Here is a 14,067-nt window from a genome sequence, read left to right as displayed (position 1 = left end):
CCGTGTCTCCGCTCCGGCCCGTGTCTCCGCTTCGGCCCCTTTCCCCGCTCCGGCCGGCGTCCCCGCTCCGGCCCCTCTCCCCGCCCCCACCCATCGAGATTCCTTCCCTATGCACGTATCTCCGCCGGGCACAGCCTCTCACCCCGCGCCCCGCCGGGGGAGGGGCTTGCGTCCGGAGGCGAGTGCCGGTGCCGGGCCAATGGGGCCCCTAGGGGGATCTCCCTACTTTCGTCCAGGTAGCGTTCGTCCCCCGGGAGGACGAGCGGACCGCGAGGCCATCCGTACCGTGGACTCGTATCGGCGGCACGGCCCCGGGCACGCCGCGGGGTGGGGAGAGCCCCCGGCGGGAACCCTGCTGCGTACCAGCGAGGGGGGTCGCTCCTCCCGCACATCCGTACCGCGAGCGGCGCGCTCAAGTCCGGCCGACCGTTCACTGACTTAGGAGACTTACCGTGGCAACGGCTGTGACCACTCCCAAGCACGGGGGTACCGGAGGGAGTTCGGCCGTCGCGGCCCGGGCGCGACAGGTGGTGAAGGCGTACGGATCCGGTGAGACGCGGGTCGTCGCACTCGACCACGTCGACGTGGACATCATGCGGGGCCGGTTCACCGCGATCATGGGCCCGTCGGGCTCCGGAAAGTCCACGCTGATGCACTGCCTCGCCGGACTCGACACCGTCACCTCGGGCGAGATCCACCTCGACGAGACCGAGATCACCCGGCTGAAGGACGCCAAGCTCACCCGGCTCCGCCGCGACCGGGTCGGCTTCATCTTCCAGGCGTTCAACCTGCTGCCCACGCTGAACGCCCTGGAGAACATCACCCTCCCCATGGACATAGCGGGCCGGGCGCCCGACACCGCCTGGCTGAACCGGGTGGTGGAGACCGTCGGGCTCGCCGACCGGCTGAAGCACCGCCCCAGCCAGCTGTCGGGCGGCCAGCAGCAGCGCGTCGCCGTGGCCCGCGCCCTCGCCTCCCGGCCCGACATCATCTTCGGCGACGAGCCGACCGGCAACCTCGACTCCCGCTCCGGCGCCGAGATCCTGGGCTTCCTGCGCCGGTCCGTCGACGAACTCGCCCAGACCATCGTCATGGTCACCCACGACCCGGTCGCCGCCTCCTACGCCGACCGCGTCCTGTACCTCGCCGACGGCCGGATCGTGGACGAGATGCTCGACCCCACGGCCGAGCAGGTCCTCGACCGCATGAAGGACTTCGACGCCCGGGGGCGGACCTCGTGACCGTGCTGAGGACCTCGCTGCGGAACTTCCTCGCGCACAAGGGGCGTATGGCCCTGTCCGCCGTCGCCGTCCTGCTGTCCGTGGCGTTCGTGTCCGGGACCCTCGTGTTCAGCGACACGATGAACACCACCTTCGACAAGCTCTTCGCGGTCACCACCGCCGATGTCACCGTCAGCCCCGCGAAGTCCGGGGCCGACGACCAGGCGCCGGGGAGCGGCCGTCCGGAGACCCTGCCCGCCTCGCTGCTGCCGGCCGTGGAGAAGGCCGAGGGCGTGAAGTCCGCCGCGGGTGCCGTCGTCTCCACGGGCGTCACCGTCGTCGACGCCCACAACGAGAACATGGGTTCGAGCACCGGCGCTCCGACGATCGCCGCCAACTGGGGCCGGGGCGATCTGCGTTCCATGGAGATCACCTCCGGCCGCGCCCCCCGCGGCCCCACCGACGTCATGGTCGACGCCGACACCGCCGGAAAACACGGCCTGAAGGTCGGCGACAGGCTGCGCACCATCACCGTCACCGGCGACTTCACGGCGACGGTCTCCGGTATCGCGTCCTTCAAGGTCACCAACCCCGGCGCCGCCATCGTCTACTTCGACACCGCCACCGCCCAGCGGGAACTACTGGGTGGAACCGGGCAGTTCACCCATATCATGGTCGATGCCGCGCCCGGGGTGAGCCACGAGCGGCTGAAGAGGAACGTCGCCGCCGCCGTCGACGGCCCGTACACGCTCCAGACGCAGGCCGAGGCGGCGGACGAGGGACGGCAGGGAGTCAGCGGCTTCCTCGACGTCATGAAGTACGCGATGCTCGGCTTCGCCGGGGTCGCCGTCCTGGTCGGCGTCTTCCTCATCGTCAACACCTTCTCCATGCTGGTCGCCCAGCGCACCCGCGAGATCGGCCTGATGCGTGCCGTCGGGGCGAGCCGCCGCCAGGTCAACCGGTCGGTGCTCGTCGAGGCGCTGCTCCTCGGCGTCGTCGGCTCGGTCGTCGGGGTCGGCGCCGGGGTGGGGCTCGCCGTCGGCCTGATGGGGCTCATGTCCGCGGTGGGCATGAACCTCTCGACGGCGGATCTGACCGTGAAGTGGACGACACCCGCGGTCGGCCTCGTGCTCGGCGTCGTCGTCACGCTCGTCGCCGCCTACATCCCGGCCAGACGCGCCGGGAAGGTCTCCCCGATGGCCGCCCTCCGCGACGCCGGCACCCCCGCCGACGGGCGGGCCGGACTCGTCCGGGGTGTCATCGGCCTGGTCCTCACCGGGGTCGGCGGCGCCGCGCTCTGGGCGGCGACACGAGCCGACGAGGCCGCCGGCGGCTCGATCTGGCTCGGCGCCGGCGTCGTCCTCAGCCTCGTCGGCTTCATCGTCGTCGGCCCGCTGCTGGCGGGCGGCGTCGTGCGGGTCCTCGGCGCGGTCCTCCTCCGGGTCTTCGGGCCGGTGGGGAGGATGGCCGAACGCAACGCCCTGCGCAACCCGCGCCGCACCGGGGCCACCGGCGCCGCCCTGATGATCGGCCTCGCGCTCGTCGCCTGCCTGTCCGTCGTCGGCTCGTCCATGGTCGCCTCGGCCACGGAGGAACTCGACAGGTCCGTCGGCGCCGACTTCGTCGTCCAGTCCGCCAACGGCATGATCGTGCCGCAGGCGCAGAAGGCTTTGGAGCAGGTGCCCGGCGTCGCCGACGTCACCGAGTACCGGAGGGTGGGCGCGACCGTCACCGCTCCCGACGGGACGTCCAGCGACGACGAGTGGCTGGTCGCCGCGGACCCGACGTACGCCCAGGTCCTGCGCCGCGAGATCGTCGCCGGGGATCTCGCCGCCGCGTACGGCAAGGACGCCATGTCCGTCGGCGAGGACTACGCCGAGCAGCACGGGGTGAAGGTCGGCGACACGATGACGGTGGCGTTCCGGGGCGGTGAGACCGCGAAACTGAGGGTCGCGGCCGTCACCTCCGACGACACCAACGTCGACAAGGGCTCGATGTACATGGCCATCAGCACCGCCGGGCAGTACCTCACGCCCGAGCGGATGCCGATGAACACGATGATGTTCGCCGACGCAGAGCAGGGCAAGGAGCAGGAGGCCTACCAGGCCCTCAAGGACGCCCTCGCCGCCTACCCGCAGTACCGGGTGCTGGACCAGACCGACTTCAAGCAGGTCCTGAAGGACCAGGTCGGCCAGTTGCTGAACATCGTGTACGGCCTGCTCGCGCTCGCCGTCATCGTCGCCGTCCTGGGCGTCGTCAACACCCTCGCCCTGTCGGTGGTGGAGCGGACCCGGGAGATAGGCCTGATGCGGGCGATCGGCCTGTCCCGCCGCCAGCTGCGCCGGATGATCCGCCTGGAGTCGGTCGTGATCGCGCTCTTCGGGGCCCTGCTCGGCCTCGGCCTGGGCATGGGCTGGGGCACCGCGGCGCAGAAGCTGCTCGCTCTGGAGGGCCTGGGCGTCCTCGACATCCCGTGGCCGACGATCCTGTACGTCTTCGTCGGGTCGGCGTTCGTGGGACTGGTCGCCGCGCTGGTGCCGGCCTTCCGCGCCGGCCGGATGAACGTCCTGAACGCCATCGCCGCCGAGTAGCCGCGGCGGTCCACGGCACGAGGGACCGGCCCGGCGAGCGTCCTTCCCGCTCGCCGGGCCGGAGCCGTCACCGCTCCCTGCCGCCTGCCGGCTGCCGCCTGCCGGCTGCCGCCTGCCGGCTGCCTGTCGTGTCTGCCCTGTCTGCCGTGTCTGCCGTGTCTGCCGGTGGTCGTCCCGGCGTCTGGGCCCGCCGCCGTGGTGACTGCCTGCGGTGCCTGAGCCGCCTGAGCCGTCTGAGCCGTCTGAGCCGCCTGAACTGCCTGCTGCCTGTCGTCGCCCGGCGCCTGCCCTCGCCTCCAGTCGCCTGCCCGCGCCTGCCCTCGTCCGCCCTCACCTGCCCGTGTCTGCCCCCCCGCCTGCCCGCGTCTGCCCGTCGACGGCCGCATACGGCTCTGTCGCCGCCGGCCGGGTGGCGAGATCCCGCGACGTACCCGCACCGGAGGCGGGCCCCGGTCAAGCCGCCCCTCCGGATTTCCGGCGGGCGTACCCTGGAGAGCCCCGGCCGGCCCTGGATCACAGGGAACCCATACGTGCCGGGCGGCTCGCGTTGCCCACCTTCTTACGGACCCGGACGGATAACCCTTCATGAGCCTGCACGGTCTGCTCGACGCCGTCGTCAAGGACCCCGCCCTCGTCGAAGCGGTGAAAGCCGCGGGCGACGGTCACCGGCCGCATGTCGATCTGGTCGGACCGCCGGCCGCCCGGCCCTTCGTCGTGGCGGGCCTGGCCCGCGAGGCCCACCGGCCCGTGCTGGCCGTGACCGCGACCGGCCGCGAGGCCGAGGACCTGGCCGCCGCGCTGCGGTCGCTGCTCGACCCGGACACGGTCGTCGACTACCCCTCCTGGGAGACCCTGCCGCACGAGCGGCTGTCCCCCCGCTCCGACACCGTCGGCCGGCGGCTCGCGGTGCTGCGCCGGCTCGCGCACCCCAGCGCGGACGACCCGGCCGCCGGGCCGGTCCGGGTCGTCGTCGCCCCCGTACGCTCGGTGCTCCAGCCCCAGGTCAAGGGCCTCGGGGACCTGGAGCCGGTGGCCCTGCGCACCGGGCGGACCGCCGATCTGGAGGACGTCGTCGCAGGGCTCGCGGCCGCGGCCTACTCGCGGGTGGAGCTGGTCGAGAAGCGCGGCGAGTTCGCCGTGCGCGGCGGCATCCTCGACGTCTTCCCGCCGACCGAGGAGCATCCCCTCCGGGTCGAGTTCTGGGGCGACGAGGTCGAGGAGATCCGCTACTTCAAGGTCGCCGACCAGCGTTCGCTGGAGGTCGCCGAGCACGGGCTGTGGGCGCCGCCGTGCCGTGAGCTGCTGCTCACCGACGAGGTGCGTCAGCGGGCCGCGGCCCTCGCCGAGGAGCATCCCGAGCTGGGCGAACTGCTGGGGAGGATCGCCGAGGGGATCGCCGTCGAGGGCATGGAGTCCCTCGCCCCCGTCCTGGTGGACGACATGGAGCTGCTGCTCGACGTCATGCCGGCTGGCTCGATGGCCGTGGTGTGCGACCCCGAGCGGGTCCGTACCCGGGCCGCCGACCTGGTGGCCACCTCGCAGGAGTTCCTGCACGCGTCGTGGGCCGCTTCGGCCGGCGGCGGGCAGGCGCCGATCGACCTCGGCGCGGCCTCCCTGCGGGGGATCGCCGACGTGCGGGACCGGGCGCGCGAGCTGGGCATGATGTGGTGGTCCGTGTCGCCGTTCGCGGCGGACGAGGAGCTGACCGGCGACACCCTGACGCTCGGGATGCACGCCCCGGAGGCGTACCGGGGGGACACCGCCCGTGCTCTCGCCGACACCAAGGGGTGGCTCGCCGACGGCTGGCGCACGGTGTTCGTGACCGAGGGCCACGGCACGGCGTCCCGCACCGTCGAGGTGCTCGGCGGCGAGGGCATCGCGGCCCGCCTGGACGCGGACCTCGGCGAGATCTCCCCGTCCGTCGTCCATGTCGCCTGCGGCTCGATCGACCACGGGCTGGTCGACCGGGGTCTGAAGCTCGCGGTGCTGACGGAGACCGACCTGTCCGGTCAGAAGGCCGCGGGCAGGGACGGCGCGCGGATGCCGACGCGCCGCCGCAAGCAGGTCGACCCGCTCACCCTGGAGGCGGGCGACTACATCGTCCACGAGCAGCACGGCGTCGGCCGCTATCTGGAGATGGTGCAACGCACCGTCCAGGGCGCCACCCGCGAGTACCTGCTCGTCGAGTACGCCCCCGCCAAGCGCGGCCAGCCCGGTGACCGCCTCTACATCCCCACCGACCAGCTGGAGCAGGTCACCAAGTACGTCGGCGGCGAGGCGCCCACGCTGCACCGGCTCGGCGGGGCGGACTGGACGAAGACGAAGGCGCGCGCGAAGAAGGCGGTCAAGGAGATCGCCGCCGACCTGATCAAGCTCTACAGCGCCCGGATGGCGGCGCCCGGACACACCTTCGGCCCGGACACGCCCTGGCAGCGGGAGCTGGAGGACGCCTTCCCCTACGCCGAGACACCCGACCAGCTGACCACCATCGCCGAGGTCAAGGAGGACATGGAGAAGTCGGTTCCGATGGACCGGCTGATCTGCGGTGACGTCGGCTACGGCAAGACGGAGATCGCGGTACGGGCCGCCTTCAAGGCCGTCCAGGACGGCAAGCAGGTGGCGGTGCTCGTCCCGACGACGCTGCTGGTGCAGCAGCACTTCGGGACGTTCTCCGAGCGGTACTCCCAGTTCCCGGTCGTCACCCGGGCCCTGTCCCGCTTCCAGTCCGACGCCGAGGCGAAGGCGACCCTGGAGGGGCTGCGGGACGGCTCCGTCGACATCGTCATCGGCACGCACCGGCTGTTCTCGTCCGAGACCAGGTTCAAGGACCTGGGCCTGGTCATCGTGGACGAGGAGCAGCGGTTCGGCGTCGAGCACAAGGAGCAGCTGAAGAAGCTCCGCGCCAACGTCGACGTGCTGACGATGTCCGCGACGCCGATCCCCCGGACGCTGGAGATGGCGGTCACCGGCATCCGCGAGATGTCGACGATCACCACCCCGCCGGAGGAGCGCCATCCGGTGCTGACCTTCGTCGGCCCCTACGAGGAGAAGCAGATCGGTGCGGCCGTCCGCCGTGAACTGCTCCGCGAGGGACAGGTGTTCTACATCCACAACCGGGTCGAGTCGATCGACCGGGCGGCGGCGCGGCTGCGGGAGATCGTTCCGGAGGCGCGGATCGCGACCGCTCACGGCCAGATGGGCGAGAGCGCGCTGGAGCAGGTCGTCGTCGACTTCTGGGAGAAGAAGTTCGACGTGCTCGTCTCCACGACGATCGTCGAGTCCGGCATCGACATCTCCAACGCCAACACCCTCATCGTCGAGCGCGGCGACAACTTCGGCCTGTCCCAGCTGCACCAGCTGCGCGGCCGGGTCGGCCGCGGCCGGGAGCGCGGCTACGCGTACTTCCTGTACCCGCCGGAGAAGCCGCTGACCGAGACCGCGCACGAGCGGCTGGCGACGATCGCCCAGCACACCGAGATGGGCGCGGGCATGTACGTGGCGATGAAGGACCTGGAGATCCGCGGCGCCGGCAACCTCCTCGGCGGCGAGCAGTCCGGCCATATCGCGGGCGTCGGCTTCGACCTGTACGTCCGCATGGTGGGCGAGGCGGTCGCCGACTACCGGGCCTCGCTGGAGGGCGGCGCGGAGGAGGAGCCGCCGCTGGAGGTCAAGATCGAACTGCCGGTCGACGCGCACGTCCCGCACGACTACGCGCCGGGCGAGCGGCTGCGCCTCCAGGCGTACCGGGCCATCGCCGCCGCGAACTCGGAGGAGGACGTCAAGGCGGTGCGCGAGGAACTCGTCGACCGCTACGGCAAGCTGCCAGAGCCGGTGGAGAACCTGCTCCTGGTCGCCGGGCTGCGGATGCTCGCCCGCGCCTGCGGGGTCGGCGAGATCGTCCTCCAGGGCCCGAACATCCGCTTCGCGCCGGTGGAGCTGCGCGAGTCGCAGGAGCTGCGGCTGAAGCGGCTGTACCCGCGGACGGTGATCAAGCCGGCGGTGCAGCAGGTACTGGTGCCCCGGCCGACGGCGGGGAGGATCGGCGGCAAGCCGGTGGTCGGGCGTGAACTGCTGGCGTGGACGGGCGAGTTGCTGACGTCGGTCCTCGGGTCGTAGCGCGGCTCGTGCGGGGAGCCCCGCGGGGGCCGCGGCCGCGGCGCCGCCGGGCCTTCCGGGAGCGGGGCCTCGCGGGCGGTGGCGTCGGCGGTGGCGTCGGCGGCCCTCACCGGGCGGCGTACGGGTGCGTCGTGGTGTCGTGGCGTCCTGATGTCGCCGCGACGTCCTGATGGCCGTGCCGGAGCCGTGCCGGAGCGGTGCCGGCGCCGTGCCGTCGCGGTGCTGTGTGCGGGCCCGGGGCCGCGCTCCGGGGCGCGGGGCGCGGGGCGTGGTGGCCCCGCGGCCGGGATGCGCCCCTCGAGGTGAGCCCGGAGAGGCCCCTCCGGAGAGGCCCTCCGGAGACGCCCTCCGGACCGTCGGAGCGATATGCCGTCGGAGCGACGTGCCGTCAGAACTGCTCTCGGGAACGGCCTTCGGGGTGCGGCGGCGAGCGGGCCGGATCGGCGGGACCCCCGTGGGGCCGGCGTCGTGGTCCGTACGGGGCACGGCTCGTCCGGACGGACCAGGCCGGGGCGACGGCGGGAGCGGGACGTGTTCGGCTTGGCTCGCCAGGGCTTCGCCCATGGCGCCGGCCGTACCGCCTTAGCAGTGAGGAGCCCCTGATGCCTCGTCAGCATGTTCCGGCCGTCATCGGTCTGGTGGCGGGCGCGCTGGTCACGGTCCCCGCCACTGCCGTGGGGGCCGCCCCGGCGACTCCGCCGCCGCAGCCGCCCGCGTCCGCGCCGGCGGCCCCCGCGGCCCCGGCAGAGGGTGTCCGGGTCTTCCGTGCGGAGGGCGAAGTGCACGAGGGCGGCGGCGCGGGCCCGCTCCTCGTCGGTCGGGAGGGGAGGCGTGTCGAAGGGCCGGCCCGAACCGGCCGGGCGGGGTGGAACCCGCGTCGAAGAGTTCGAGCACCCGTTCGTCGCCCGTGTCCAGGAAGACGCAGCGGTGGACTCCTGCCCGAGGCGCGCTCCACTCGCGTCGAACCGGAAGCCGAGCGCTTCGGTGCAGAAGCGGACGGTGGCGTCGAGATCGTGGGTGCACCGGCCCCGGCGGCCCGGCGGCGCCCCGGGGCGCGGAGCACACGGAGCGGGCCGAGGCGGCTTCCCCCGGGGTGGCGCACCCCGGAAGGCCCCCCGCACGGACGCTCTCAACCGGCCGGATCGGCTCCGCCCTCTTAGGCTCGTCCCATGTCCGAGGTGTTCGCCGTCCGCCGCAGCCGGCTGCGCGACCGTTGTGTCGCGGCCGGGAGCGCCGCGGCCCTGATCTCCCGGCCTGCCAACGTCCGATACCTCGCGGGCGGCGCCCCACCGGGTGCCGTACTGCTCCTGGGCCCGGCGGGTGACTCCGCCGACGAACTGCTGTGCCCCACCGCGCCCACCGGTGACCCCGTCGACGGGCGTCTCGACGAGCAGCTGCGGCTCACCGTCATGCCGGTCCACGGTGACGACCCCGCCGTCGCCGCCGCGGAGAGCGCGGCGGGATCCGGCGCCGAAGCGCTCGCCGTCGAGGAGAACCACCTCACCGTCGCCCGCCACCGCGCGCTGCGCACCGTCGCCCCCGGCCTGCGGCTGAGCGATCTGGACGGCGCCGTCGAGCAGCAGCGGATGGTGAAGGACGAGGACGAGATCGCCTGCCTGCGGATCGCGGCCGAGATCACCGACCAGGCCCTCGGCGAACTGCTGGAGTCCATCCTCGTCGGCCGCACCGAGCGCCATCTCGCCCTCGAGCTGGAACGCCGGCTCGTCGACCACGGTGCCGACGGCCCGGCCTTCCCCACCTCCGTGGCCACCGGCCCGAATTCCGGGCGCCGCCGCCACCGGCCCTCGGACCGGCGCGTCGAGGAAGGGGACTTCCTCTCCGTCTGCCTCGGCGCCAACTACCGGGGCTACCGCTGCGAGATCGGCCGCACCTTCGTCATCGGCACCACTCCCGCCGACTGGCAGATCGAGCTGTACGACCTCGTCTTCGCCGCTCAGCGGGCCGGCCGCGAGGCCCTGCTGCCCGGCGCCGGGTACCGGGACGTGGACCGCGCGGCCCGTCACCCCCTCGACTCGGCGGGGTACGGCGAGGGACTCGCGCCGCTCACCGGTCACGGTGTGGGACTGGAAATCGACGAGGACCCGCAGCTGGCACCTGCCGCCATGGGTAAACTGGACGCTTGTGTGCCGGTCACCGTCGAACCGGGGGTCCACCTCCCGGGCCGGGGCGGGGTCCGGATCGATGACACGCTCGTCGTGCGCCAGGAGGCGGACGGCGGACCCGAGCTACTCACCATCACGACCAAGGAGCTGCTCGCGCTCTAGCTCCGCTCGCAGCGCGCACCTTCGCTTCTCCCCGGTCGTCCACCAGCGTCAGTCCAGGAGATTCCGCAACCGTGGCCACCACGAACGACCTCAAGAACGGCATGGTGCTCAAGCTCGACAACGACCAGCTCTGGTCCGTCGTCGAGTTCCAGCACGTCAAGCCCGGCAAGGGCCCGGCCTTCGTGCGCACCAAGCTCAAGAACGTGCTCTCCGGCAAGATCGTCGACAAGACCTTCAACGCCGGCGTGAAGGTCGAGACGGCCACCGTCGACCGCCGCGACATGCAGTTCTCGTACATGGACGGCGAGTACTTCGTCTTCATGGACATGCAGACGTACGACCAGCTGCACGTCGGCCGCAACGCGGTCGGCGACGCCGCGAACTTCCTCGTCGAGGGCTTCACCGCCACCGTCGCCCAGCACGAGGGCGAGGTGCTCTACGTCGAGCTTCCGGCGGCCGTCGAGCTCGTCATCCAGGAGACGGAGCCGGGTGTGCAGGGCGACCGCTCCACGGGCGGCAACAAGCCCGCCACCCTGGAGACCGGCTACACCATCCAGGTCCCGCTCTTCATCACCACGGGTGAGAAGATCAAGGTCGACACCCGTTCCGGCGACTACCTCGGCCGGGTGAACAGCTAACCGTGGCCGCCCGCAACAAGGCCCGCAAGCGCGCTTTCCAGATCCTCTTCGAGGCCGACCAGCGCGGGGCGTCCGTGCAGGAGGTCCTCGCGGACTGGATCCGGCACTCGCGGTCCGACGACCGCCAGCCGCCGGTCAGCGAGTACACGATGGAGCTGGTCGAGGGCTACGCGGAGCACTCGGACCGGATCGACGCACTGATCGGCACCCACGCGGTCGGCTGGACGCTCGACCGGATGCCCGTGGTGGACCGCAACATCGTGCGGCTCGCCGCCTACGAACTCGTCTGGGTGGACGGCACCCCGGACGCCGTGGTGATCGACGAGGCGGTGCGACTCGCCAAGGAGTTCTCCACCGACGACTCGCCGTCCTTCGTGAACGGCCTGCTGGGACGTTTCAAGGACCTCAAGCCGACCCTGCGCGACGCGTAGGCCGAGCCGCATAGGCCGAGCCTGAGCCGGGCGTGAGCCCGGTGGGCCCGCAGTACCCGCCCCGGTGCTGCGGGCCTTCGCCGTGGCCGGACGCGCGGGCGCAGCCGCCGTGGAGACCGGGTCCGCGCGTCCGGGCACGGCGCCTCGTGCGCACCCACCCCCGGGGGAAGACACCGAGGAGGGGGCCGCCGCGCGGACGCGGCGGTTCGGGACGAGCCCGGCGCGGAAGGCCCCGGGAGCCAGGCGGCGGCCGGCCCGGCCGTGAGGGGATGGCGGAAGCGCCGGCGGCGGGCAGGTGGCAGCGCGGCGCCGGGCCGTCGGAGGCAGCCCCTCCCACGGCCCGGCGGCAACGTTTCTGCTGGTGGTGTCGGCTCAGCCCTCTTCGTGGGCGACGGCCCGGCGCGCGTCCGCGTCCAGTACGCCCCAGCTGATCAGCTGCTCGGTCAGCACCGACGGCGACTGGTCGTAGATCACGGCGAGGGTGCGCAGATCGTCCTGCCGGATCGAGAGCACCTTGCCGTTGTAGTCGCCGCGCTGGCTCTGGATGGTCGCCGCGTAGCGCTGCAGCGGCCCGGCCTTCTCGGCGGGGACATGGGCGAGGCGCTCGAGGTCGAGCACGAGCTTCGGCGGCGGCTCGGCGGCACCGCCCGGCGTGGTGCCGGGAAGGAGTTCCTGCACCGGTACACCGTAGAAGTCCGCCAGCTCGGCGAGGCGCTGCACGGTCACGGCGCGGTCTCCGCGCTCGTACGACCCGACGACGACGGCCTTCCAGCGGCCCTGGGACTTCTCCTCCACCCCGTGGAGCGAGAGCCCCTGCTGGGTACGGATGGCGCGGAGCTTGGCCCCGAGCTGTTTTGCGTATTCGCTGGACATATAGCTCCCCGGACGCTGATCACGTGCGGCTCGGCCGCGAGGTTGGTCACTCACTGTGAAGGTTACGCAGCGTTACTTGGGTGCGTCAAGCCGAATGGTCCGTACGCCCTCCCGCCAGGGGCGGTACGGAGGCTCCCGCCGGTCCTGGTACGGTGGACGGCGCAAGATCCGACGTCCTTTAAGGTCCGTCCCGTGAGGCGGAGAAGGAGGTCCGTTTCGTATGGACGCAGAAGTCGCAGAAGTTTCCGATGCCGCGCGCCCCGTTCTCGAGGGCCCCGACATCGCGCGGGTACTGACCCGCATCGCCCATGAGATCGTCGAGCGCGCCAAGGGCGCCGACGACGTGGTGCTCCTCGGCATCCCCACCCGCGGTGTCTTCCTGGCCGGCCGGCTCGCCGCCAAGCTCGCCGGGATCACCGGCCGCACCATCCCCGTCGGCTCGCTCGACATCACCATGTACCGCGACGACCTGCGGCTCCGCCCCGCCCGCGCCCTCGCGCGCACGGACATCCCGCCCGACGGGATCGACGGCCGCCTGGTCGTCCTCGTCGACGACGTGCTCTTCTCCGGGCGCACCATCCGCGCCGCCCTGGACGCGCTGAACGACATCGGCCGGCCCCGCGCCGTCCAACTCGCGGTCCTGGTCGACCGCGGCCACCGCGAGCTGCCCATCCGCGCCGACTACGTCGGCAAGAACCTCCCGACGTCGCTGCGGGAGACGGTCAGTGTCCAGCTCGACGAGGAGGACGGCCGCGACGCCGTGCTGCTCGGCGAGCGGCGGGAGACGGGCGTTCCCGCGGCCGAGGGCCGCCCGGACGAGACCGCCCGGTCCGGCGGGCGATAGCAGCCCCGTACGGCCCCGCCCCGCCCTACGGGCGGCTCTCGCGCGCCCGCATGCCCGCACATCTCCACACCCCGGAGCACACCCAGATGAAGCGCCACCTCATCTCGGCCGCCGACCTCACCCGCGACGACGCCGTCCTGATCCTCGACACCGCCGAGGAGATGGCCAGGGTCGCCGACCGGCCGATCAAGAAGCTGCCCACCCTGCGCGGCCGGACCGTCGTCAACCTCTTCTTCGAGGACTCGACCAGGACCCGCATCTCCTTCGAGGCCGCCGAGAAGCGGCTGTCCGCGGACGTCATCAACTTCGCCGCGAAGGGCTCGTCCGTCTCCAAGGGCGAGTCGCTCAAGGACACCGCGCAGACCCTGGAGGCGATGGGCGTCGACGCCGTCGTCATCCGGCACGGCGCCTCCGGCGCTCCCTACCGGCTCGCCACCTCCGGCTGGATCGACGCCGCGGTCGTCAACGCCGGAGACGGCACCCACCAGCACCCGACCCAGTCGCTGCTCGACGCCTTCACCATGCGCCGCCGCCTGGTCGGGCGGGACGCCGGACTCGGGCGGGACCTGGCGGGCCGGCGGATCACGATCGTCGGGGACATCCTGCACAGCCGCGTCGCCCGCTCGAACGTGCAGCTGCTGCACACCCTCGGCGCCGAAGTCACCCTGGTCGCGCCGCCCACCCTGCTGCCCGTGGGTGTCGGGCACTGGCCCTGCGCGGTCTCGTACGACCTCGACGCCGTGCTGCCGAAGAGCGACGCGGTGATGATGCTGCGGGTGCAGCGCGAGCGGATGAACGCGGCCTTCTTCCCCACCGAGCGCGAGTACTCGCGGCGCTACGGCCTCGACGGCGACCGCATGGCGAAGATGCCCGAACACGCCATCGTGATGCACCCCGGCCCCATGGTCCGCGGCATGGAGATCACCGCCGAGGTCGCCGACTCCGACCGCTGCACCGCCGTCGAACAGGTCGCAGGCGGCGTGCACACGCGTATGGCGGTCCTCTATCTGCTTCTCGGCGGCAACGAGCCCGCCGTCACCCACGCTCGTACCGAGGAGACGAAGTAACC

9 protein-coding genes are annotated in these 14,067 nt (G+C 72.5%); 8 read left to right on the top strand and 1 reads right to left on the bottom strand.

Features of this window, described 5'->3' with window-relative positions; all coding sequences use genetic code 11:
- The first annotated feature begins 452 nt into the window (after positions 1 to 452).
- The 6 genes from DDQ41_RS11535 (at position 453) to nusB (ending at position 11,281) form a co-directional block, all read left to right on the top strand.
- A complete protein-coding gene (locus tag DDQ41_RS11535) occupies positions 453 to 1,241 on the top strand; it encodes an ABC transporter ATP-binding protein (RefSeq protein ID WP_109294421.1) in 789 nt (262 codons plus the stop codon).
- Positions 1,238 to 3,811, top strand: coding sequence for an ABC transporter permease (locus tag DDQ41_RS11530; RefSeq protein WP_109294420.1), 2,574 nt, complete (start codon positions 1,238 to 1,240; stop codon positions 3,809 to 3,811). Before DDQ41_RS11535 ends, DDQ41_RS11530 begins: the two co-directional genes overlap by 4 nt.
- 585 nt (positions 3,812 to 4,396) lie before the next feature.
- Positions 4,397 to 7,927: a transcription-repair coupling factor gene (gene mfd / locus DDQ41_RS11525; RefSeq protein ID WP_109294419.1), complete on the top strand. Its 3,531-nt coding sequence runs from the start codon at positions 4,397 to 4,399 to the stop codon at positions 7,925 to 7,927.
- Positions 7,928 to 9,096: 1,169 nt separating this feature from the next.
- On the top strand, positions 9,097 to 10,212 hold the full coding sequence (locus tag DDQ41_RS11515) for an aminopeptidase P family protein (RefSeq protein WP_109294418.1): 1,116 nt from the start codon (positions 9,097 to 9,099) through the stop codon (positions 10,210 to 10,212).
- Between the two features lie 71 nt (positions 10,213 to 10,283).
- Complete coding sequence (efp, locus tag DDQ41_RS11510) at positions 10,284 to 10,850, top strand: elongation factor P (RefSeq protein ID WP_109294417.1); 567 nt, start codon at positions 10,284 to 10,286, stop codon at positions 10,848 to 10,850.
- Positions 10,851 to 10,852: 2 nt separating this feature from the next.
- Entirely contained in the window at positions 10,853 to 11,281 is a 429-nt protein-coding gene (gene nusB, locus DDQ41_RS11505) for a transcription antitermination factor NusB (protein WP_109294416.1), read from the top strand.
- A 372-nt stretch (positions 11,282 to 11,653) separates the two neighbouring features.
- On the opposite strand, the gene bldD is transcribed toward nusB, so the two are convergent.
- Positions 11,654 to 12,154, bottom strand: a complete 501-nt coding sequence (gene bldD / locus DDQ41_RS11500) for a transcriptional regulator BldD (RefSeq protein WP_017945577.1) — start codon at positions 12,152 to 12,154, stop codon at positions 11,654 to 11,656.
- A 220-nt stretch (positions 12,155 to 12,374) separates the two neighbouring features.
- On the opposite strand from bldD, the gene pyrR reads away from it, so the two are divergent.
- Positions 12,375 to 12,998 (top strand): bifunctional pyr operon transcriptional regulator/uracil phosphoribosyltransferase PyrR, encoded by a 624-nt coding sequence (gene pyrR / locus DDQ41_RS11495; protein ID WP_109294415.1) that lies wholly within the window; start codon positions 12,375 to 12,377, stop codon positions 12,996 to 12,998.
- A gap of 86 nt (positions 12,999 to 13,084) precedes the next feature.
- On the top strand, positions 13,085 to 14,065 hold the full coding sequence (locus DDQ41_RS11490) for an aspartate carbamoyltransferase catalytic subunit (RefSeq protein WP_109294414.1): 981 nt from the start codon (positions 13,085 to 13,087) through the stop codon (positions 14,063 to 14,065).
- Positions 14,066 to 14,067: the final 2 nt, after the last annotated feature.

It is taken from the genome of Streptomyces spongiicola (assembly GCF_003122365.1).
GTDB classification, from domain to species: Bacteria; Actinomycetota; Actinomycetes; order Streptomycetales; family Streptomycetaceae; genus Streptomyces; species Streptomyces spongiicola.
This window is presented reverse-complemented; position numbering and strand designations above follow the sequence as displayed.